The organism is Acinetobacter sp. ABJ_C4_1, assembly GCF_044538495.1.
Classification (GTDB): Bacteria; Pseudomonadota; Gammaproteobacteria; order Pseudomonadales; family Moraxellaceae; genus Acinetobacter; species Acinetobacter nosocomialis_A.
Genome location: NZ_JBIUCQ010000018.1, coordinates 26,169 through 48,187, shown reverse-complemented (window position 1 = coordinate 48,187; position 22,019 = coordinate 26,169). Strand labels below are relative to the sequence as shown.

General features: G+C 38.8%; 16 protein-coding genes and 3 tRNA genes. 8 read left to right on the top strand and 11 right to left on the bottom strand.

The features are described 5' to 3' along the window. Positions 1-45 precede the first annotated feature (45 nt). The gene (locus tag ACIF8R_RS16785; RefSeq protein ID WP_396482072.1) at positions 46-3,141 is read right to left on the bottom strand and encodes a multidrug efflux RND transporter permease subunit; all 3,096 of its coding nucleotides are present in this window, start codon (positions 3,139-3,141) and stop codon (positions 46-48) included. A gap of 264 nt (positions 3,142-3,405) precedes the next feature. Between ACIF8R_RS16785 and ACIF8R_RS16780 the strand changes: the two genes are divergently transcribed. Continuing rightward, positions 3,406-4,545, top strand: a complete 1,140-nt coding sequence (locus ACIF8R_RS16780; protein WP_396482071.1) for a glycerophosphodiester phosphodiesterase — start codon at positions 3,406-3,408, stop codon at positions 4,543-4,545. Between the two features lie 44 nt (positions 4,546-4,589). On the opposite strand, the gene ACIF8R_RS16775 is transcribed toward ACIF8R_RS16780, so the two are convergent. Further along, a complete protein-coding gene (locus tag ACIF8R_RS16775; protein WP_263614438.1) occupies positions 4,590-5,552 on the bottom strand; it encodes an MBL fold metallo-hydrolase in 963 nt (320 codons plus the stop codon). A gap of 107 nt (positions 5,553-5,659) precedes the next feature. Between ACIF8R_RS16775 and ACIF8R_RS16770 the strand changes: the two genes are divergently transcribed. Continuing rightward, complete coding sequence (locus tag ACIF8R_RS16770; protein WP_396482068.1) at positions 5,660-6,034, top strand: diacylglycerol kinase; 375 nt, start codon at positions 5,660-5,662, stop codon at positions 6,032-6,034. A 172-nt stretch (positions 6,035-6,206) separates the two neighbouring features. On the opposite strand, the gene groL is transcribed toward ACIF8R_RS16770, so the two are convergent. The 4 genes from groL to ACIF8R_RS16750 all read right to left on the bottom strand — a co-directional run bounded on the left by groL (position 6,207) and on the right by ACIF8R_RS16750 (position 10,053). Next, the gene (groL, locus tag ACIF8R_RS16765) at positions 6,207-7,841 is read right to left on the bottom strand and encodes a chaperonin GroEL (protein WP_134263511.1); all 1,635 of its coding nucleotides are present in this window, start codon (positions 7,839-7,841) and stop codon (positions 6,207-6,209) included. A 58-nt stretch (positions 7,842-7,899) separates the two neighbouring features. After that, on the bottom strand, positions 7,900-8,190 hold the full coding sequence (groES, locus tag ACIF8R_RS16760; RefSeq protein WP_000065579.1) for a co-chaperone GroES: 291 nt from the start codon (positions 8,188-8,190) through the stop codon (positions 7,900-7,902). Between the two features lie 185 nt (positions 8,191-8,375). Continuing rightward, the gene (locus ACIF8R_RS16755; protein WP_396482066.1) at positions 8,376-9,134 is read right to left on the bottom strand and encodes a metallophosphoesterase family protein; all 759 of its coding nucleotides are present in this window, start codon (positions 9,132-9,134) and stop codon (positions 8,376-8,378) included. Then, positions 9,115-10,053 (bottom strand): diacylglycerol/lipid kinase family protein, encoded by a 939-nt coding sequence (locus ACIF8R_RS16750; RefSeq protein WP_396482092.1) that lies wholly within the window; start codon positions 10,051-10,053, stop codon positions 9,115-9,117. Before ACIF8R_RS16750 ends, ACIF8R_RS16755 begins: the two co-directional genes overlap by 20 nt. Before the next feature lie 391 nt (positions 10,054-10,444). Between ACIF8R_RS16750 and ACIF8R_RS16745 the strand changes: the two genes are divergently transcribed. After that, the gene (locus ACIF8R_RS16745) at positions 10,445-12,277 is read left to right on the top strand and encodes a phosphoenolpyruvate carboxykinase (GTP) (protein WP_396482065.1); all 1,833 of its coding nucleotides are present in this window, start codon (positions 10,445-10,447) and stop codon (positions 12,275-12,277) included. 41 nt (positions 12,278-12,318) lie between these two features. On the opposite strand, the gene glpD is transcribed toward ACIF8R_RS16745, so the two are convergent. Together glpD and glpK are read right to left on the bottom strand one after the other, a co-directional pair. Then, positions 12,319-13,836, bottom strand: a complete 1,518-nt coding sequence (gene glpD, locus ACIF8R_RS16740) for a glycerol-3-phosphate dehydrogenase (protein ID WP_396482063.1) — start codon at positions 13,834-13,836, stop codon at positions 12,319-12,321. Between the two features lie 157 nt (positions 13,837-13,993). Beyond that, positions 13,994-15,502: a glycerol kinase GlpK gene (glpK, locus tag ACIF8R_RS16735; protein WP_396482061.1), complete on the bottom strand. Its 1,509-nt coding sequence runs from the start codon at positions 15,500-15,502 to the stop codon at positions 13,994-13,996. 372 nt (positions 15,503-15,874) lie between these two features. Between glpK and ACIF8R_RS16730 the strand changes: the two genes are divergently transcribed. Continuing rightward, on the top strand, positions 15,875-17,206 hold the full coding sequence (locus ACIF8R_RS16730) for an MFS transporter (protein ID WP_396482059.1): 1,332 nt from the start codon (positions 15,875-15,877) through the stop codon (positions 17,204-17,206). Positions 17,207-17,322: 116 nt separating this feature from the next. Then, the gene (locus ACIF8R_RS16725) at positions 17,323-17,745 is read left to right on the top strand and encodes a hypothetical protein (RefSeq protein ID WP_343569027.1); all 423 of its coding nucleotides are present in this window, start codon (positions 17,323-17,325) and stop codon (positions 17,743-17,745) included. Between the two features lie 22 nt (positions 17,746-17,767). Here ACIF8R_RS16725 and ACIF8R_RS16720 read toward each other — a convergent pair whose 3' ends face one another. Together ACIF8R_RS16720 and folD are read right to left on the bottom strand one after the other, a co-directional pair. Further along, the gene (locus ACIF8R_RS16720; protein WP_396482057.1) at positions 17,768-18,436 is read right to left on the bottom strand and encodes a class I SAM-dependent methyltransferase; all 669 of its coding nucleotides are present in this window, start codon (positions 18,434-18,436) and stop codon (positions 17,768-17,770) included. 233 nt (positions 18,437-18,669) lie between these two features. Next, the gene (gene folD, locus ACIF8R_RS16715) at positions 18,670-19,518 is read right to left on the bottom strand and encodes a bifunctional methylenetetrahydrofolate dehydrogenase/methenyltetrahydrofolate cyclohydrolase FolD (protein WP_001229846.1); all 849 of its coding nucleotides are present in this window, start codon (positions 19,516-19,518) and stop codon (positions 18,670-18,672) included. A 152-nt stretch (positions 19,519-19,670) separates the two neighbouring features. Here folD and ACIF8R_RS16710 point away from each other — a divergent pair. After that, positions 19,671-19,744, top strand: a tRNA-Cys gene (locus tag ACIF8R_RS16710). An 11-nt stretch (positions 19,745-19,755) separates the two neighbouring features. Continuing rightward, positions 19,756-19,841, top strand: a tRNA-Leu gene (locus ACIF8R_RS16705). Positions 19,842-19,943: 102 nt separating this feature from the next. Here ACIF8R_RS16705 and ACIF8R_RS16700 read toward each other — a convergent pair. Beyond that, positions 19,944-21,707, bottom strand: coding sequence for an alkaline phosphatase D family protein (locus tag ACIF8R_RS16700; RefSeq protein ID WP_396482055.1), 1,764 nt, complete (start codon positions 21,705-21,707; stop codon positions 19,944-19,946). Positions 21,708-21,903: 196 nt separating this feature from the next. Here ACIF8R_RS16700 and ACIF8R_RS16695 point away from each other — a divergent pair. Further along, positions 21,904-21,989 (top strand) — tRNA-Leu (locus ACIF8R_RS16695). The last annotated feature ends 30 nt before the right edge of the window (positions 21,990-22,019 follow it).

Genomic DNA, 22,019 nt, shown 5'->3' with positions numbered 1-22,019 from the left:
AACTTAATATACTTGATTTAATGCCTGTTTTTAAATTGTTTGCTTTTAACTCGAAGCTTTCGATTTAAACAGTGAGCGTAATAACACGTACATAACCGGAATAAAGAATAAAACCAGCACAGTACCAAACATCACACCACCTAAAATACTAATACCAATTTCTTGACGACTCACCGCACCAGCGCCCTGTGCAAACACAAGTGGAATCACACCAGCGCCGAAGGCTAAAGAAGTCATTAGAATCGGTCTTAAACGTAAACTCGCGCCTTCTAAAGCGGCCTGAATAGCATTCTTTCCTTTCTCTTGGGCTAATGCAGCAAACTCAACAATTAAAATTGCATTTTTACATGACAATCCAATCGTGGTTAGAAGTGCAATTTGGAAATACACATCATTTGGCAAACCAAAGATATAAGAGAAAATGACACTTCCCCCTACACCTAATGGAATAGAGGTCATCACGGCAGCAGGAATGCTCAAGCTCTCATACAAAGCAGCTAAACATAAGAAAATAAAACCTGCCGAAATTAAATATAACCAGACGGCCTGATTTGTCGACTTCTGTTCTTCAAAAGACAAACCTGTCCAAGCCAAACCAATATCTTTTTGCTGGTTGACGAGTTGCTCAATATCTTTCATAGCCTGACCAGAACTGCTATTACTCGCAACATCTGCTTGTAACTGTAAAGCACTATATCCCATATAGCGTTTTACAATTTCCGGAGCACCGCCCCAGCTAAAGTTCGCAAATGAGCTAAAAGGCACCATTTCATTTTGGCTATTACGCACAGACCAATTATATAAATCTTCAGGTTTAGATCTGAACTCGGCATCACCTTGAATCATGACGCGTTTAATACGGCCCCGATCAATAAAGTCATTTACGTAAGTTCCGCCCCATGCGCTCGACAACGTATTATTAATTGCCGAGAGTTCCAAACCATTTGCCAAAGCCTGTTTCTGGTCAATCTTGATATTCAGATTCGCTTTACTATTGGTAGACTGCTTATCAAAGTTTTCGAAAGTTGAATAGTTTTTACTTTGAGCCTGTAACTGACGGAACATACCATCTAAGAAGTTTTGCCCTTGACCATTTAAATCTTGAATCCAAAAATCCAGACCATCAGTTTGACCCAAACCATTTACTGATGGTGGTAAGGTCACGTTAATTTGAGCATTGCTAAAATTTCTGAAATATTTCATTGCGCGCTTTTGTATAGCGTCAGCCGAGTCCTCTTTAGCCGTACGTACATCCCAAGGTTTTAAAGCAATAAAGCCTTGCGCTAAGTTTTGCCCTGTACCGGCATTATTTCGACCATAACGAATTAGAACCAGATCAACATTTTTATCTTCTTGAGTCAGAAAGTATTGACGAACTTGCTCACCAATTTTTTTACTCTCAGACATTGGAGCGCTATCTACTAGCTTAATTTGAACACTTAAAATGCCTTGGTCTTCTTTAGGAATAAATCCGCTTTTCAAACCACTATAGAACAGCGAAAAAATGGCAATCAGCGCCACAAAAATCACAATAACCGATTTACTGTAGTGAATACTCGTTTGAACAAGCTTGATATATTTATTTTTAAGTTGATCAATTTTTTGGTTAAACCAAACTGCCCAACGCATAGGTTCAGGGTTCGGTTTTAAAATTAATGCACACAATGCAGGCGTTAAAATAAGTGCAACCGTAAGCGATAATGCCATAGCGGCAACTAAAGTAATGGAAAACTGACGGTAAATCACGCCAATTGAGCCACCTAAAAAAGACATTGGAATAAAAACAGCAGTTAAAACCAATGTAATGCCGACTAAGGCACCACTAATTTCACCCATTGACTCAATTGCAGCTTCTTTAGGGCTTAAGTGCTGTTCATGCATGAGCCGCTCAACGTTTTCGACCACCACAATCGCATCATCGACTAATAAACCGATGGCGAGTACCAGTGCAAATAACGTTAATGTGTTAATACTAAACCCAAGCACATATAAGACAGCAAAGGTACCCAAAATAACAACTGGAACGGTAATACTCGGAATAAGTGTGGCGCGCCAGCTTTGCAGAAACAGGAACATCACCAAAATTACTAAAATAATAGCTTCTACAAGGGTCTTTACAACTTCCTTAATTGACTCTTGAACAAACGGCGTATTATCTCGCGGATAAACGATTTTATAGCCTGCTGGTAGTTTCGTTGAAAGCTGATCTAAGGTTTGATGAATGAGCTTAGAGGTTTGAATCGCATTCGCACCTGAAGATAAAGAAATACTTACCCCTGCCGCAGGATAACCATTAATCGTATTCAAAAATTGATAGTTTTCTGCACCAAGCTCTACTCTAGCAATATCTTTTAAGTAAACATAACTCGCCGTTTTATTCGACTTTACGACAATATTTTTAAAGTCCTCGACTGTTTTGAGTCGAGAACCTGCGGTCACTTTTGTATTTAAATATTGACCGTCAATGACTGGTAAATCGCCAATCGCACCTGCAGCAACTTGGGTGTTTTGGGCAGTGATTGCGCTCGCAACATCACTTGGCATTAAATTATATTGCTTTAACTTCTCTGGATTTAACCAAATACGCATCGCATATTGTGATCCAAATATATCTGTTTCCCCCACCCCTTCAATACGGTTTAAGTTATCGACGACATGCGTAGTTAAATAGTCTGACAGCTCAATATTTCCGGTTTTACCAGTTGAGTCATATAAGCCAATCACCATAAAAGTATCGCCTAAAGACTTGGTAACGGTAACACCTTGGCGCTGAACTTCATCGGGTAAACGGCGTATGACACCACTAATGCTATTTTGAACTTGTACCTGAGCAGTATCTGGGTTGGTTCCATTATCGAAACTAATGGTAATTCGGCTACGCCCAGATGAATCACTTGATGAGCTAAAATAGAGTAAGTGATCAATCCCTTGTATTTGCTGTTCTAAAATTTGGGTAACACTTTGCTCAACCGTTTGTGCATCTGCCCCGCTATAACTTGCCGACACTGTAATTTTCGGAGGTGCAATATCAGGATACCGTTCTACGGGCAAATGCATCACCGAAAAAATACCAAAAGCCATAACAATGATCGCCAGTACATTGGCAAAAATGGGGCGCTGAATAAAAAATTTAGATAGCATGGCTGCTCGGTATGGTGTCGTTAATTAACAGGAGAAAATGCCGCTTTGAGACCTTGTGATCATCAACGAGCGGTGTAAAAAAGACAAGTGGAATTAAAACAATAAATGTAATTAAGACAAAAACAAAGCCTGTTTCACTATTTCCAACAAAGCAATAAAGAACCAGTTAAATAGTGTCACTTAAAATTCATGAATTCTTCATCATCACGTCAAACTAAATCCCAATACTTGAGTCGTTTCAATTAAAACAATATGAGTAGAATTATGTTTAGAAAAGCACTTTTATGCTTAAGTTTAATTAGCTTGGTCGGTTGTAATGACGATGATAAAACCGAAACAACCCCAACCACACCAGAGTATCAGCTTCCTAAAATTTTAGTCATCGGACACCGTGGCGCAAGCGCTTTACGTCCTGAACATACTTTGGCTTCATATCAAAAAGCCATTGATGATGGTGCTGACTTTATTGAACCTGACTTAGTGTCAACGAAAGATGGTGTATTGGTTACGCGTCATGAAAACGAAATTGGTGGGACCACCAATATCAGTACCCTTGCCCAATTTGCGGACCGCAAAACCACCAAAAATATTGATGGTGTAAATTTAACGGGTTGGTTTACGGAAGACCTCACCCTAAATGAATTACAACAAGTTAAAGCACGTGAGCGTATTCCTGAGTTTCGACCAGCAAATACAGCTTACAATGACCTCTATTCAATTCCGACACTCGAACAAGTCATTGAACTTGCCGAAGCAAATTATAAAAAAACTGGCAAGATTATTGGCTTATATATCGAAACTAAACACCCGACTTATTTTAAAAATAAGAATTTGGCTATGGAAGACACACTTCTTAAAACTCTTGCCAAATATCAATATACACGTGATATCGCACCTATCTATTTGCAATCATTTGAAGTCAGCAATTTAAAATATTTAAAAGATCAACTTGATCTTCATAAGACCCTTAAACATGCACAAATCATTCAGTTATATGATGCAAAAACATCTCGACCAGCCGACTTTGTTGAATCTGGCGTGTCTAAAACATATGGTGATTTAGCCACAGCACAAAGCTTAAAAGATGTTGCTAAATATGCAAATGGCGTAGGGCCAAGCAAAAACTATATTCTCAATTTCAATAATGATGGTTCAGTACAAACCACTTCATTTATTACAGATGCGCATGCCGCTGGCTTAAAAGTACATCCTTATACTTTCCGCCCAGAAAATAACTTCTTACCACAGCCTTTAAAATGTAGCGATAAACCTGCTGACCGTTGTCCAACAGGTGCTTTAAAAGAGTTTGAAGCATATTTCAAAGCAGGTGTGGATGGTGTCTTTACAGATGATCCAGCACTCGGCCGTGAAGCAGTCAATAATTTTGAGAAAGCAACTAAATAGTTAAATGCTTAATAAAAAAACAGGGCATTCAATGCCCTGTTTTTTTACTTATCAAGACTGTTATTAAAATATAAAGGAATCCACTGGTATTGTTCTGCATTCACTTTATACACATGGCCAATTCCAGGGAATGGCAAATGTGGAGCAGCTACCCATTGCTGTTTATTTGAAATTTCAGCAAACATTTTCAAACGAGTGTTAATTGCCTGCTCAGAATTTACATCAAAATCTACACCAGTTTTTGGAGCATCAAACTGTAAAGAATGTGAGTGGACAATGTCCCCTACAAATACAATTTGTTGACCTTTACTCTTTAAGCGGAAACTATGGTGACCCGGTGTATGTCCTTGTGTATTGATCACTTCAAAACCTTGAATGACATCGCCATCTTTAAAGGTTTTAAATGCTTTTTTAGCTTCATACGGCGCAAGTGCAGCTTTTACATTTTTAACAGTGCCTAAATAATTTTCTTTTTGATTTGCTGGTACTGTTTTTTCAGAAGCTGGGTTTAACCAGTAATCTGCTTCACGTTCATGCGCATAAATCGTTGCATTAGGAAATACTGCTTTTCCATCTTTAGCAATTCCACAAACATGGTCTGGGTGTAGATGGGTTAACAAAACCGTTTTCACGTTGGCAAGTTGATAGCCTGCCAGTTCAAGATTTTTAGCGATTGAGCCAAGTTGTGGACCAAAACAACTTGAAGCTCCACTATCAACAAGCGTTAAACTTTTACCGTCATCTACCAAGAATGCATTTACCGAAGTTTGAATCCCCTTCTCATTAACAGCAGCGTACTTGGTTAAAATTTTAGTCTTCTCAGCCTGACTCAAATTTTTGAACAACTTAGGGTCTAAATAAATGGTGCCGTCAAGTAAAGAGGTGATGCGGTAATTACCAAATTGATGCTTATAATATCCCGGTACTTGCTGAGCTGAGGCAGGTTCTGCATAGCTTACATGTAAGCCACCCATGACAAGTCCTAATGCTACAAATAGTTTTTTCATCTCTTCTTCTCTATCAAGTTATAAAGTCAAAATCTTTAAAAAAGATTTAATATTTTTTTTGAGGGCCGCGATATATAATGCATGAAAAGTGTTAAAAATATAAGTGAATGAATAGTTATTCTCCCTACAAAGGCAAAAGCGGACTTAAGCGCATCTTGAATGCGACAGGTTATTCAATTTCAGGATTTAAGGCAGCTTATAAAAATGAAGCCGCTTTCCGACAAATTATTTTAATTAATGTTGTGCTTATCCCTACTAGCTTTTTCCTAGATGTGACTCGTGGCGAACATGCACTTATGGTCGTTGTATGTCTATTTGCAATTATTGTAGAACTATTCAATTCTGCGATTGAGGCAGTAGTTGACCGCGTATCCCTTGAAAAACATCAACTCTCTAAAAATGCCAAAGATATGGGAAGTGCTGCACAGTTTGTTGCACTGTCTATTATTGCGGTTACATGGCTTATCATTTTATTAGGCTAAAAAAAACCATGCTTATAAAAGGATAAGCATGGTGTAACAAAAAAGAGGAACTACAGCTACTGTTCCTGACTATAAGTTTAAGAATATCAACTTAACTTTTTCTTAATTTATATAAGAAATAAAAAAAATCCCTGCAAATGCAGGGATTTTTTTATTTAGACGTTGATGTTTATTACATCATGCCGCCCATTCCACCCATACCGCCCATGTCTGGAGCAGCTGGTTTATCTTCAGGAATGTCAGTAATCATACATTCTGTAGTCAACATTAAGCCAGCAACAGAAGCAGCGTGCTCAAGTGCAGAACGAGTTACTTTAGCTGGGTCAAGAATACCCATTTCTAGCATATCGCCATATTCACCAGTTGCAGCGTTGTAACCGAAGTTACCTTCACCTTTCTTAACTGCATTGATTACTACAGATGGCTCATCACCAGCGTTCGCAACGATTTGACGAAGTGGAGCTTCGATCGCACGACGTAAAATGTTGATACCTGCAGTTTGGTCTTCGTTAGCACCTTTTAAGCCGTCAAGAACGTTTACAGCACGTACAAGCGCAACACCACCACCAGCAACAACACCTTCTTCAACTGCTGCACGAGTTGCGTGAAGAGCGTCGTCTACGCGGTCTTTCTTCTCTTTCATTTCAACTTCAGTTGCTGCACCGATTTTAATTACAGCAACACCGCCTGCCAATTTAGCAACGCGTTCTTGTAATTTTTCACGGTCATATTCTGAAGTAGATTCTTCGATTTGAGCACGGATTTGTTGAACACGTTCAGCGATAGCAGCAGCATCACCAGCACCGTCAACAATAACTGTGTTTTCTTTAGAAACAGTGATTTTGTGCGCTGTACCTAAATCTTGAAGAGTCGCTTGTTCTAAAGACATACCAACTTCTTCAGAAATTACAGTTGCGCCAGTCAAGATTGCGATGTCTTGAAGCATAGCTTTACGACGGTCACCGAAACCAGGAGCTTTAACAGCACACACTTTGATAATACCGCGCATGTTGTTTACAACAAGAGTTGCAAGCGCTTCACCTTCAACATCTTCAGCGATGATAAGAAGTGGTTTACCAGTTTTAGCAACTGCTTCTAAAACAGAAATCAATTCACGAATGTTGCTGATTTTTTTGTCAACAAGAAGGATGAATGGATTTTCAAGTTCAGCAGTCAAAGTATCTTGCTTGTTAGCAAAGTACGGAGAGATATAACCACGGTCAAACTGCATACCTTCTACAACGTCTAATGCGTCTTCGAAGCCAGAACCTTCTTCTACAGTGATTACGCCTTCTTTACCTACTTTTTCCATTGCTTGAGCAATAAGTTTACCAACAGTAGTATCAGAGTTAGCAGAGATAGAACCAACTTGTTCAATTGCTTTGAAATCATCAGCTGGTTTAGCAATAGAACGGATATTTTCAACTACAGTTTTTACTGCAATGTCGATACCGCGTTTTAAATCCATCGGGTTCATACCAGCAGTTACTGATTTGATACCTTCGTTTAAAATTGCTTGAGCAAGTACAGTCGCAGTTGTTGTACCGTCACCTGCGATGTCGTTAGTTTTGCTTGAAACTTCACGAACAAGTTGAGCACCCATGTTTTCAAACTTGTCTTTTAATGAAATTTCTTTAGCAACAGTTACACCGTCTTTAGTGATGTGCGGCGCACCGAAAGAACGGTCGATCACAACGTTACGGCCTTTAGGACCCAAAGTCACTTTAACCGCATCTGCAAGTACGTTTACGCCTGCAATCATTTTTGAGCGAGCTGAATCACCAAATTTTACGTCTTTAGCTGACATATTAAACTCCGAATCTTTTTAAATACTGAATCTGATAATGAATTGAGTTATGGATCAATTAGCCTTCTAATACAGCTAAGATGTCTGACTCTTTCATGATTAAGAGTTCTTCACCGTTTACTTTAACTGTTGTACCTGCATAAGTACCAAATAACACCTTGTCACCAACTTTAACATCCAAAGCACGTACGCCGTTATCAGTGATTTGACCATTACCTACTGCAATTACTTCACCTTGAGATGGTTTTTCAGCAGCAGAACCTGGCAATAAAATACCACCAGCAGTTTTGGTTTCTTCTTCTACACGACGAATCACAACGCGATCATGTAATGGACGAATGTTGCTCATAATTAACTCCATCAGACTTAGTCTTTTTGATTAATCGTTATTGCCTTAATCCAGAGCAATAACAAAATATTTAGATGTCACTTTTGTGGGGATGAAAAAAATGGCTTCAAGGGGAAATAAGAAAAATTTTCTTCTTTTTTGAATATTTTTTAAACAATCAAATATTTAATCTCATCTAAACCAAATCAATCTGAAATGAATTCAGCCAACTGTTCATTGAACCAGTAATGCTGAATCTTTCCTGTATTTGAAACTGTATTAAAGCTATTCAGATTGTGATGATATAAACGAGTAGAAGTTGCTGTACCCGCATGAATATCATATATAGGATGGTCTATTTCCAGATGGTAAATCTGAGTTAAATCATATATAGCCGTTTTATGAAGATGACCATGCAGCATTCCAAATAATCCGGTTGTACTCCACTTTTCTAAAGCAATTTTTCCCAAAACGGGACAATCCTTTATGCCATGCTTATTATCGGGTGGTGTATAAAAAGGTTGATGAAAAACCACCAGCTTTATTTTATCTTTTGGGGCTTTTTCTAAACGCTCATAAGTATCTTGAATTTGTTCAATCGAAATATGCCCACGTGTGTGATAACGACGACGTATGCTGTTTACCCCAACAATATAGAAATGTTCGGTTTCTAAAGTCGGCTCTAGTTCACCAAAGAAATATCGATATCGGGTAAATGGAGAAAAAAAACGGTTCCAGACATGATACAAAGGAATATCATGATTTCCAGGCACCACAAGATAAGGAATATTGAGGCTATCTAAAAACTGCCGACATTTAAAAAATTGTTCATATTTAGCACGCTGAGTAACATCGCCACTCACGACAATCACTTCAGGCGTTTGCTGAATACAAAAATGTCTTATTGCCTCTAAACACTCTTTTTTTTCTGTCCCAAAGTGTAAATCAGACAGATGTAATAACATTCGGCACCATAATATTTAAAGCATTTTTTTCTACAGTGAAATTTAGAGGTGGTTTCATCTCTATGATTTCACCATCTAAAGCAACTGTGAGTTTCGATTTCTTTGCACATTCCACCACAACATGATCTGCACAAAAACTATATACGTCTTCTGCATCTTCAACTTTACCTTGAACCCATTGCCAAAGCATATGCAGCAAACTCAGCTTATCACTTTTTGTAATTACAACTCCAGCCACTCTTCCCTGCGCCGCACACTCTGCAATCCTGAGTTTCATATCACACAACTGTAGTTGGTTATTGCCAAAGAAAATTAGAGGCGCTTTAACGGGATATTTTTTTCCATCTACTGTTATAGATAGCTTCATTGACTTATTTTCTCTTAATAAAACATCTAAAGCTGAGGTATAAGCGTGTAAAGGAAGTCTTCCTAAATATTTATTGTAGAGTTCGCGCTTTTTAATAAAGAGTGGGTATAGACCTAAACTGGCATTATTCAAATAAATATGATCATTGATGGCGGCTATATGAACCGATCGAGGTGTGCCAGTAGCAATAACTTCGGCAGCGTCCAAAAGATCTAGCGGAATATCTAAAACTTTAGCCACATAATTAAAAGTACCCAAAGGCAAAATTCCCATTGGAATAGAGGTATTTTTAAGTTTAGATGCAACAGCATTTAAAGTGCCATCTCCCCCTGCTGCAACAACTACCCCTATATTTTCGTTTTGTGAATGTCGATGAATCACGTTATTCATCAGATCATCAAACAATGTATTTTCATTTAATTCAAAAACTTGTATCTCAAAACCATGTTCAGTGAGTAAAGTCATCAGTTGCTCATAAACATCTTCATGTTTTGAAGCATGAAATCCTGATTTTTCGTTATAGATGATCGAAAGAGGTTTCAAAGGCCGCATTTTATTATCGTAAAGTGGGATGTTTATTCTATTTTGTACACAAAACCACCTATTAAAAGTCTCTTTATGTAAATTTTGAATGATCTTCATTTGTTTAATCAATAATAATTCTCAAGAAGAATTTAAGAGTTAATTTGTTGATTTAAAACAAAATAATTTAAGTAAATAACACACATACAACATAAAAATATAAAAGTAAAAACCTTATAAAAAACTATAAACAAATGATTTTCATCAAAAAATGATCGGAATTCCAAATATCTAATTGTTAGTCTTTAGTCTTATTTTTTTTATGATTTTATGCTTTAATACAGCCACTTTTTTATTTGATCTTTCATTGTACCCCAATGAATAGACTTGTACGTTGTACATATTTTGAATAGGCCTCACCATGACCACAGTGAACGCACCAGAATTCGTTCGTCATCCTAAGCTTATAGCATGGGTTGAAGAAATTGCAAACTTAACCAAACCAGCAAAAATCGAATGGTGTGACGGAAGCGAAGAAGAGTATCAACGTCTAATCGACTTGATGATCGCTAACGGCACCATGCAGAAATTAAACCAAGAAAAACATCCTGGTTCTTATCTTGCAAATTCTGACCCATCTGACGTTGCGCGTGTTGAAGATCGTACTTACATCTGCTCTCAAAATAAAGAAGATGCTGGTGCGACAAACAACTGGGAAGATCCAGCTGTTATGCGTGAAAAATTAAATGGTTTATTTGAAGGTTCAATGGAAGGCCGTACGATGTACGTTGTTCCTTTCTCTATGGGTCCTTTAGGTAGCCATATTGCTCATATCGGTATCGAGTTAACTGACTCTCCTTACGTTGCTGTTAGCATGCGCAAAATGGCTCGTATGGGTAAAGCAGTTTATGACGTATTAGGTACAGACGGCGAATTTGTTCCTTGTGTACACACAGTAGGTGCTCCACTTGCTGAAGGTCAAAAAGACGTTGCTTGGCCTTGTAACTCAGAGAAATATATCGTTCATTATCCAGAGACTCGTGAAATCTGGTCTTTCGGTTCTGGTTACGGCGGTAACGCATTACTTGGTAAAAAATGTTTAGCTCTTCGTATCGCTTCTGTCATGGGCCGCGAACAAGGTTGGTTAGCTGAACACATGCTTATTCTTGGTGTAACTAACCCTCAAGGTGAAAAACACTACATCGCTGCTGCATTCCCATCTGCTTGTGGTAAAACAAACTTTGCGATGTTAATTCCACCAGCAGGTTATGAAGGTTGGAAAATCGAAACTGTAGGTGACGATATTGCTTGGATCAAACCAGGTGAAGACGGCCGCTTATATGCGATTAACCCTGAAGCTGGTTTCTTCGGTGTAGCTCCTGGTACAAATACCAAAACTAACCCGAACTGTATGGCAACTCTTCATAAAGATGTTATCTATACAAACGTAGCAGTAACTGAAGATGGTCAAGTATGGTGGGAAGGTCTTTCTAAAGAAGTTCCAACAAACTTAACAAACTGGAAAGGTCAACCTCACGTAAACGGCGAAAAAGCAGCACATCCAAATGCGCGTTTCACTGTTGCAGCAGGTCAATGTCCATCTATCGATGCTGATTGGGAAAACCCAGCAGGTGTTCCAATTTCTGCATTCATCTTCGGTGGTCGCCGTGCAGATACAGTTCCTTTAGTTTCTGAAGCTTTTGACTGGGTTGACGGTGTATATAAAGCGGCAACTATGGGTTCTGAAACTACTGCTGCTGCTGTTGGTCAACAAGGTATCGTTCGTCGTGACCCATTCGCGATGCTTCCATTTGCTGGCTACAACATGGCTGACTACTTTGACCACTGGTTAAGCCTTGGTGCAAAAGTAAGCGAGAAAGCTGAAGCTTCTGGCAACAAATTACCGAAAATCTTCAACGTAAACTGGTTCCGTCGTGATGCTGAAGGCAACTTCGTATGGCCTGGTTTCGGTCAAAACATGCGTGTTCTTGAGTGGATCATTGACCGCTGTGAAGGTCGTGCAAACGCTGTTGAAACACCAATCGGTTTTGTTCCAACATATGAAGACTTGAACTGGAAAGGCACTGAGTTCAGTAAAGAACAATTTGACCTTATCACTACTCAAGATAAAGACCAATGGGTTACTGAAATTGAAAGCCACACTGAGTTATTCAATAAACTTGGTGAGCGCTTACCAAAAGCATTAAAAGAACGTCAAGCAGCATTACTTGAAGCTGTAAAAACTGGCTTCTAATTGCTCAATATAAAAAAGGCCGCTTTATGCGGCCTTTTTTATTATGCAGCATCATCTTTTAGTCGACGTTCAGATAAATAAGCTTCTAACACTTTTATCTGTTTCTCATTAAACGCTAAACCCAATTTAGATCTTCGCCAGAGTATGTCTTCTGCAGTATTTGCCCACTCATATTCACATAAATATTTAACTTCACATTCAAATAAATCGTGACCAAAATTTTGCCCCAATTGTTCTATAGCATTTCGTTCTTGAAGCATGTTCCAAACCCTTGTGCCATATGCATGTGCCCAACGTTTGGCAAGGGATTCTGAAACTCCACTTACACGTAATTGAATCTGGTTGATTAAATCATCTAGTGTGGTCCAGTTCTCAGCACCTGGTAATGGCTTATTGGCAGTCCACTCCTCTGCCATTTCACTAAAGAACGGAGACAGATGTTCTAAAGCAGCCTCAGCCAGTTTTCGATAGGTCGTAATCTTGCCGCCAAATACTGATAACAATGGTGCGTTAGTATTTTCTGCCTGTAGTGCTAAAGTATAGTCACGGGTAATTGCCGAAGGGTTATCAGACTCATCATCACATAAAGCACGTACACCTGAGTACTGACTTACAATATCTGCTCGCGTTAACTGCTTTTTAAAATGTGAATTTGTGACTGTCAAAAGGTAATCTATTTCTACATCGGTAATCTCTACCTTTTGTGGATCACCTGTGTATTCCTGATCTGTTGTACCAATTAGGGTATATTTTTCTAAATAAGGAATGGCAAAAACGATGCGTCGGTCTTCATTTTGCATAATAAAGGCTTTATGACAGTCATATAGCTTTGGCACAACAATATGACTTCCTTGAATCAATCGGACTTGATAAGGCGATCTTAAATTTAGGTTTTCACTAATGATTTCTTCAACCCAAGGACCAGCTGCATTTACTAAAGCTCTTACACGTATCTGATAAACCTCAGCTCCACTTTGTAATTCCAAGTGCCACAATTCTTGTTCTTGATAAGCCTTCACACATCGTGTTCGTGTCACGACTTTGGCACCCTGCTCTTTAGCTTGTAGCGCATTTAATACAACAAGACGTGCGTCATCTACAGTACAGTCAGAATATTCAAAGCCACGCGTTATAGCTGGCTTTAAAGGGCTATCTTCTTTGAAATAAATAAGATTTGAACCTAATAATTTTTCTCGTTTTCCCAAATGATCATAAAAAAATAGGCCCGCTCGAATTAACCACGCAGGACGTAAATGCGGTCGATGAGGCATAATAAAACGCATTGGTGCAATAATATGTGGCGCTTTAGCCAACAACACTTCTCGCTCTGCTAATGCTTCTCTGACCAGTCTAAATTCTTTATGTTCTAAATAACGTAGACCGCCATGAATTAATTTACTGCTAGCAGATGAGGTGTGACTGGCTAAATCATCTTTTTCACATAAAAATACCGATAATCCACGGCCTACTGCATCATTAGCAATACCGACGCCATTAATACCGCCACCAATTACGGCAATATCATATACTTTTGAATAATCATTAGATTGTATTGTCATTTCTCATATTCTTTTTATTGTTGATCTTATAAAAATTAAAACATCAAATTGATGAAACAACAATCTAAAAAGTAGAATAATCAAATTTGAATTGGCAAGCATTTAGTTAGCCATTAATTGATTACTCTACTTTTAATTTAACTCGTTAAAGAATAAATCAGTCCTCTGCCCAGCTTTGACTGCGTTTTACTGCTTTTAACCAACCCTTATAAATCAGAACAGATTGTTCAGCAGACATTTTTGGCTCAAATACCTTTTCTATGGCAGATTTATTTCTTAACTCGTGAAGATCTTGCCAGAAACCCGTTGCCAACCCTGCAAGGAAAGCTGCACCCAAAGCGGTAGTTTCTTTCATTATTGGGCGTTCGACTGGTGTCGCTAAAATATCGGACTGAAATTGCATCAAGAAATTATTTTCCGTTACTCCACCATCAACACGGAGCGTACGAAGCTCTTCTTCTGCATCTTGCTGCATAGCATCAAGTACATCTTTTGTCTGGTAAGCAATAGACTCTAAAGTTGCACGAATAATATGTTCAATACTGGCTCCACGTGTCAGACCAAAGATTGCCCCACGAGCTGTCGGGTCCCAATACGGTGCACCCAACCCAGTAAAAGCAGGAACCACATATACACCATTACTGTCTTTTACACGTGTTGCATAAAGCTCTGAGTCTTTAGCATTCTTAATGACCTTTAACTCATCACGTAGCCACTGTACACAAGAACCACCGTTAAATACAGCGCCCTCTAAGGCATAGTTCACCTCACCACTCGCACCACATGCAATAGTTGTGAGTAATCCATGCTCTGAACGGACAATCTTTTTACCCGTGTTCATTAAAAGAAAACAACCAGTACCATAAGTATTTTTAGCCTGTCCTGACTCAACACACATTTGACCAAAAAGCGCAGCTTGTTGATCACCTGCAATTCCTGCAATTGGGATCCCTACTTCTTGCCCACTGATGGTATGTGTATACCCATAAATCTCAGATGAACTACGAACTTCAGGTAACATTGCTCTAGGAATATCTAAGGCCTGTAAAAGTTTTTCATCCCACTCAAGCTTTTCGATATCAAACAACATGGTTCGTGAAGCATTGGTAAAATCAGTGACGTGAACAGCGCCATTGGTTAATTTCCAGATTAACCATGTGTCCACCGTACCAAATAACAACTCTCCTCGCTCAGCACGCTCACGGCTTCCTTCAACGTGGTCTAAAATCCATTTAATTTTTGTGGCCGAAAAATAAGGATCAATGACTAAACCCGTTGTTTTACGTATATATTCTTGCCAACCTGCTTTATGCAATTGATTACAAATTTCAGTCGTCTGTCGGCTCTGCCAAACAATCGCATTGTAAATCGGCTTACCTGTTTTTTTATCCCAAACAACTGTGGTTTCGCGCTGATTTGTGATCCCAATTGCCGCAACTTGTTCGCTCTTAATGCCAGCTTGAGCCAATGCCTCTACCCATACCGCACTTTGTGTTGCCCAAATTTCCATAGGGTCATGCTCAACCCAACCCGGCTGAGGATATATTTGGGTAAATTCTTTTTGAGCAATACTAACAACATTCGCATCATGGTCTAAAACAATTGCTCTTGAGCTTGTTGTTCCCTGATCAAAAGCAACAATATATTTTTTCGGGCAATTTGACATCTGAATGTCCCTTTCATTATCCACACACATCTAGTCCACAATGCTAAGACATCATGCCTAACTGTATTTATTTAAAATTTTCTTTGGAATATATCATTATTTTTAAGAGATATAGGTTTTCTTCGTCCAAACATTACTCATTCTTTATCAGTTTTTACTACTTGGAAAAAATAATAGGCCAAAGATCCGAATAAGATCATCAAAATGAACTGATCGGCTAATTTGAAATCACATAAATATTCAACTTATTCCTTTGCTTAAATAATAAACATTGTTTTACAGACATAAAAAAAATAAAGTGAAATACTCCTCTGGATAATATGTAAAAACGGAATAAAACTTCTCTTTTTTAGCATTCAACCCAAGCGAAACATGGAGCGACTCATGGTTGATCAACCTTCTACCGCAACAACTCCGCATTCTAATTTAGATACAAAAACTCGTCTAAAATCAATTTTGGGCGGTTCTGCCGGTAACCTTGTCGAATGGTACGACTGGTATGTATATGCCGCATTTACGCTCTATTTTGCTCATGCCTTTTTCCCAAAAGGAAGTCAAACTGCTCAACTTCTTCAAGCAGCTGCAATTTTCGCAGTAGGCTTCCTTATGCGTCCCATCGGCGCATGGATTATGGGGATTTATTCAGACCGTAAAGGACGTAAAGCAGGTCTTACACTTTCCGTTACTTTAATGTGTGTTGGCTCTCTACTCATTGCAGTTACACCATCTTATGAAAACATTGGTGTATTTGCCCCATTACTACTGGTTGTTGCACGTTTAATTCAAGGCTTAAGCGTAGGCGGTGAATATGGTGCAAGCGCCACTTATTTAAGTGAGATGGCAGAAAAAGACCGACGTGGTTTTTTCTCTAGTTTTCAATATGTCACTTTAATTGCCGGACAGCTCACTGCCTTGTGTGTACTTCTCATTTTACAAATGGTACTTACAGAGCAGCAATTACACGACTGGGGATGGCGTGTACCATTTTTCATCGGGGCTCTTTTAGCCATTGTAGTGTTCCGTATTCGCCGTGGTTTAATGGAAACCCAATCTTTTAAAAATGCACAAGCAGAAACAGACCAGCCGAAATCAGGCATGTTTGCTTTATTTAAACATTATCCAAAAGAAGCTTTCACCGTATTATTTTTAACTGCTGGCGGTACTTTAGCTTTCTATACTTACACCACCTATTTACAGAAATATTTAGTGAATACTTCTGGTTTTACTAAACCTGAAGCGACTCAAATTACCACATTAGCCCTATTCATCTTTATGTGCTTACAGCCATTGGCAGGTGCCTTATCAGATCGAATTGGCCGTAAACCGCTTATGATTGCATTCGGAGTAACAGGTGTTTTATTCACCTACATTTTATTCGATGCACTCGCAAACACGCATAACTACTGGACAGCATTCTGGTTATGTTTAGGTGGACTGGTCATGGTAACCGGCTACACTTCAATTAACGCTGTCGTAAAAGCCGAACTTTTCCCTGCACATATTCGAGCTTTGGGTGTGGCTTTACCTTATGCAATTGCCAATACTTTATTTGGTGGTACAGCCGAGTTTTTCGCGTTAAGTTTCAAAGAAGCTGGTCATGAATCATGGTTCTTTATTTATGTCAGTATTATGATTTTCATTTCATTACTGATCTATATATTTATGAAAGACACCAAGCATCATTCAAAAATTAAAGAGCATTAATATTTTACAATTAGAGCCAATATCGTCAGTCAATATTGGCTCTAAGCAAGCGAATAAGCACAAACAACACTTCTATTTTATGAGATACTTCATATAAGAAAATAAGGACGATACTGATGAATAAAAGTATTTTATGTTTGGCATTAAGTAGTATGTTTATTTTAACTGCTTGCCAGACTACACCTCGCCAATATAATGGTTCAACTGGCTATCAGATTGAAAACCAAACTAAAACTTCAGCGACTTTAGCTTATACGTTAGCTGGTCGTAGCAACCAGCAACTTGATGAGCGTAAATTACAACGTGCTTGTCAGAATGTGTTAGGTGCTCAGAAAGTTTATAAATTATCAATTTTAAGTATCAACGAAATTCCAAACCCAGCTAAAGATGAGCAGTATGGAATTCAACTCGGTGAAACTCGTGCTTCTTTCGGTTTATCAAACACACCTAGTTTAAATAATGGTGAAGACTATGCGACTCGCCAAGCACTTGAAGCTCGCCCAAGCACGTTAAAAGTGGTTCGTTATACTTGTTCATAATATAAAAAAAGACGCTGTTCTTTTACAGCGTCTTATAAAAACTTACGTTTCTAAATTCTCTTGCTTCATCCAGATCTGGCCACGTAGTAGCACTTCTTTCTTCAATTTTTTCATATTTTGGATGACTAAAATTTTTAACTCGGCTATCTGCTACCCAAACTTCTGGTGCAAATTTTAAAAACTCATCTAAAAAGAAACGATTACATTGGTCATATAAAACATCGGCTGCCAATAAAATATCGACTTGTTCAGCTTTATATAAATCGTCCAAATATTCAAGTTCTACACCATTAAGCAATGCATTTTCACGGCAAGCATTTAAGCTAACCTGATCAATGTCACAGCAGATTACTCGTTTTGCTCCAGCTATTTTCGCAGCAATAGCAACTACACCTGAACCCGCGCCAAAATCTAATACCACTTTATCTTTAACATGATGCGGCTCTGCAAGTATCCACTGAGCCATCGCCAGACCAGATGCCCAACAGAAAATCCAATATGGCGTGTCATTCCAAATACGGCGAATGACTTCATCATCTAAACGATCAGTCGGAAAAACTGGTGGAATCAGCCATAAAGAGATTGGCGTTTCAGGCAACTGTTGTGCCATTAATTCACAATGAGGAATCACTTCATGTAAGGCTTGAAGTAAATGTTCTGGGGCTTTGGGCAATTGAAAGGTGCAGCTCATAAATAAGCTCAACAGTTTATAATTTCTATTTGATCAACTACATCGCGAGCAAGACTAAAACAGAGGCTTATAACATGATAGCCTTTAGTTACTAAAAAATACGTTAGTTCAATTCAACTGTATTAATTACAGCAACGGTTTTGGTCTTGCATAGCCGCTACTCATCCCGAAAGAAAAATAGCATACGAGGTCCTAACATTTGCATTAAATGCTAGGACGCCATCATGAATAAATTAACCTAAAGCTTTTTCAGCAGCTTCTACAGTTTGACGAATCAAAGTTGTGATTGTCATTGGACCAACACCACCTGGTACTGGCGTATAAGCAGAAGCAATTTCTTCAATACCCTGTAATTGAATATCGCCAACACCGCCGCCATCACGTGGATGGAAACCAGCGTCTACAACAACTGCACCTTGTTTAATCCAATCTTTTTGAATAAGTTCAGCTTTACCTACAGCACCAACAATAATGTCAGCTTGTTTCACAAGCTCAGGTAAGTTTTGTGTACGTGAATGACAAATCGTTACCGTTGCGTTTGCTTGCAACAACATCATTGCCATTGGTTTACCTAAAATTGCTGAACGGCCAACTACAACTGCGTGTTTGCCAGCAATTTCGATATTGTTTTCTTTAAGAATCGTCATAATGCCAGCAGGAGTCGCTGAACCATATGCAGCTTCACCCATTGCCATACGGCCAAAACCAAGGCAAGTTACGCCATCAACATCTTTTGCTAATGAGATCGCATCAAAACACGCACGCTCATCAATTTGTGCAGGAACTGGATGTTGTAAAAGAATACCGTGAACATCTGGATTGGCATTAAGCTTTTCGATTTCAGCTAATAATTGTTCTGTTGTCGTTTCTTGTGGTAATTCGATTTTTAATGAATCCATACCTACACGGCGGCAGGCATTACCTTTCATACGTACATAAGTTGCAGATGCACCATCATCTCCAACTAAAATAGTCGCCAAAATCGGGGTACGACCTGTTTTTGCTTTTAAAGCTTCAACACGTACCAACAAATTTTCTTCAATTTGCTTTGCTAATGCACGACCGTCTAAAACCAATGCCACAGCACATCTCCAAGGTAGACATGAATTTAATGTGCTAATAATACATGATAATTTCGACAATTTTATTCTAGATGCTGTTTTTATGTGCATCTTCGCTCAAAACAGTATTGTTTTTTCTGTAAAGGTTGCTAATATGTGCATCACCAAATGTAGGCGGGGTGGCAGAGTGGTCATGCAGCGGACTGCAACTCCGTGGACGCCGGTTCGATTCCGACCTCCGCCTCCAAATTTGGTAAAGCCCGGGTGGTGAAATAGGTAGACACAGGGGATTTAAAATCCCCCGCCCTCAAAGCGTGCCGGTTCGAGTCCGGCCCCGGGCACCATCTTCAAGTACTGAATATGGTGTCATAAAGAATCCAGCGTAAGCTGGTTTTTTTATGCCTAAAAAAAAGGGCTACTATGTAACCCTCTATTTTTCTAAAATTTTAAGCCGTCTTTTGACCTTGTTTTAACGGCATCAAATTCAGATCCAATACAATATCATTTTGTCTACTTGAATCGATTTGATATTCAGCATTTTTAATAGAATCTAAAAATACCCATTCCGAGTGAACTTGAGCCTGATCCAAAGTAACCAGCAAGTATCCTCGTTGGTTTAAATTACAATAGGCCAATTCATCAATTAATGTAGTAAATGCAAATTCAAACTGCTGTAACTGTGCCAAAGGAATACTTAAATATTTTTCTAAGCCAGGAGATGATACAGAACTCGTCGCAAGTTCAACTCCAACATATTTTCCTTTTTGACTATACAAGTAAGATGCCCATGCATTATGCGTATCTCCTGCTAGTACAATCATCTTTTTATTAAACTCTGCCAATTTATCGTATACAAACTCTCTCTCAGCATAGTAACCATCCCAAGCATCCAGATTGTAAGGTGCCACCGTCATAATCCTTGCTTTTTCTTGAGCTGTTAATGTTGGATCATTTTGTTGTAAACGAAGTTTTAAAGTGACCAACTCGGTAATTTGTGCGTTCATCTTAGCAAGTGCTTCAGATGAAGTTCCTCCTGAAGTAATTTGCCCTAACGATGCCAATAACTCAGCTGGAATCCACATTTTACTCATTAAGACTTGTTGCCCTACTACATTCCACGTTGCTGTAGATTGCTTTAATTTATCGACCAACCAATCTCTTTGCGTATATCCCATTAAAGTACGCGCCGGATTTGTTAAATCTGCTTGAAATTTTGCAATATCCAAGCCCGAGGCTGCCATGTAGTCTTTATATTCAAGCTGCTTATCACGCGCGATAATACGCGTATCTAGCATGGTTAATTGAACAAGTGAGCCAAAGTTAAACTGGCGATAAATATTTAAATGGTCCGTACTAGAAACTGGACGAATCGGCATCCATTCAAAATAAGCTTGTAGAGCAGCTAATTTACGATCTGAGAAAGACCCTTCGTTACTTTGATGGTTTTCTGCACCATCACGCCACGCATCGTTCGCTAACTCATGATCATCCCAAATTACAATGAAAGGATGGCGCTGATGAGCTGCCTGTAAATCTTTATCCTGACGATAAAGTGCATAGCGTTTGCGATAATCATCTAATTTAATAATTTCTTTATTATTGTCAGCAGGTAACGTACGACCTAGTTTTGCAGCATCCTCTGTCGCATAGCCATCTGAACCATATTCATAAATATAGTCACCCAAATGAATAATGACATCGACATTCTGCTTTGCCATTTCACGATAAACATAAAAGTAACCCGCAGGATAGTTTGAGCAAGAACATACTGCAAAGCTTACTTTATTGGTCGATGTTGGTAATGTTTTCGTCTGCCCTACTGGTGAGACCTTACTTCCAAACTTAAAACGGTAGTAGTACACCGTATCTGCTTGCAAACCAGTGGCATCAACTTTCACTGTAAAGTCATCAGTCTTGCTTGTTTCAACCATTCCCGTCTTTAAATTTTGTTTAAACTGATTATCGGTTGAAATTTCCCACACAACTTTTAAGCGCACTCCTAAGTCTGTAGGTGTTACACGTGTCCATAAGATGACTTTATCCTGCAACGGGTCTCCACTTGCGACACCATGAAGAAACTCTGCTTGTATTTGTGGACTTTCATCATCGGAACTGTCGTTACAACCTGTAAAAGCAACCGGCATAGATAAAGCCCCAAAACCGAATAGACTTTTTTGAATTAATTCTCGGCGTGAAATTTTCTCTGACATAAAATTCTCTAAGTTTTAAGCAATGAGTGCTTTAAACTTAAGTACATAAGATGAACAGCTGATCTCAGTTTGATGAACAAATCATGACAAAAATTGATTAATTTATATAAATACAAATAAGAACTGATTGAAAATAAAGCAAACTCTCTGATTTTCTCTTGCCAATCGCGTACTTGTCCTCTATTATTGCGCACATGCCCGGGTGGTGAAATAGGTAGACACAGGGGATTTAAAATCCCCCGCCCTCAAAGCGTGCCGGTTCGAGTCCGGCCCCGGGCACCATTTTCAACTATTGAATTTGGTGCTACAAAG

Bases quoted from the DNA above. Each gene is read 5' to 3' on its own strand.
- ACIF8R_RS16775 (WP_263614438.1), bottom strand. From the start codon at position 5,552: ATGAAAAAACTATTTGTAGCATTAGGACTTGTCATGGGTGGCTTACAT.
- ACIF8R_RS16770 (WP_396482068.1), top strand. From the start codon at position 5,660: ATGAATAGTTATTCTCCCTACAAAGGCAAAAGCGGACTTAAGCGCATC.
- ACIF8R_RS16725 (WP_343569027.1), top strand. From the start codon at position 17,323: ATGAATAAAAGTATTTTATGTTTGGCATTAAGTAGTATGTTTATTTTA.
- ACIF8R_RS16780 (WP_396482071.1), top strand. From the start codon at position 3,406: ATGTTTAGAAAAGCACTTTTATGCTTAAGTTTAATTAGCTTGGTCGGT.
- groES (WP_000065579.1), bottom strand. From the start codon at position 8,190: ATGAGCAACATTCGTCCATTACATGATCGCGTTGTGATTCGTCGTGTA.
- ACIF8R_RS16720 (WP_396482057.1), bottom strand. From the start codon at position 18,436: ATGAGCTGCACCTTTCAATTGCCCAAAGCCCCAGAACATTTACTTCAA.
- ACIF8R_RS16700 (WP_396482055.1), bottom strand. From the start codon at position 21,707: ATGTCAGAGAAAATTTCACGCCGAGAATTAATTCAAAAAAGTCTATTC.
- glpK (WP_396482061.1), bottom strand. From the start codon at position 15,502: ATGTCAAATTGCCCGAAAAAATATATTGTTGCTTTTGATCAGGGAACA.
- ACIF8R_RS16750 (WP_396482092.1), bottom strand. From the start codon at position 10,053: ATGCGGCCTTTGAAACCTCTTTCGATCATCTATAACGAAAAATCAGGA.
- ACIF8R_RS16745 (WP_396482065.1), top strand. From the start codon at position 10,445: ATGACCACAGTGAACGCACCAGAATTCGTTCGTCATCCTAAGCTTATA.
- ACIF8R_RS16785 (WP_396482072.1), bottom strand. From the start codon at position 3,141: ATGCTATCTAAATTTTTTATTCAGCGCCCCATTTTTGCCAATGTACTG.
- ACIF8R_RS16755 (WP_396482066.1), bottom strand. From the start codon at position 9,134: ATGTTATTACATCTGTCTGATTTACACTTTGGGACAGAAAAAAAAGAG.
- glpD (WP_396482063.1), bottom strand. From the start codon at position 13,836: ATGACAATACAATCTAATGATTATTCAAAAGTATATGATATTGCCGTA.
- ACIF8R_RS16730 (WP_396482059.1), top strand. From the start codon at position 15,875: ATGGAGCGACTCATGGTTGATCAACCTTCTACCGCAACAACTCCGCAT.
- groL (WP_134263511.1), bottom strand. From the start codon at position 7,841: ATGTCAGCTAAAGACGTAAAATTTGGTGATTCAGCTCGCTCAAAAATG.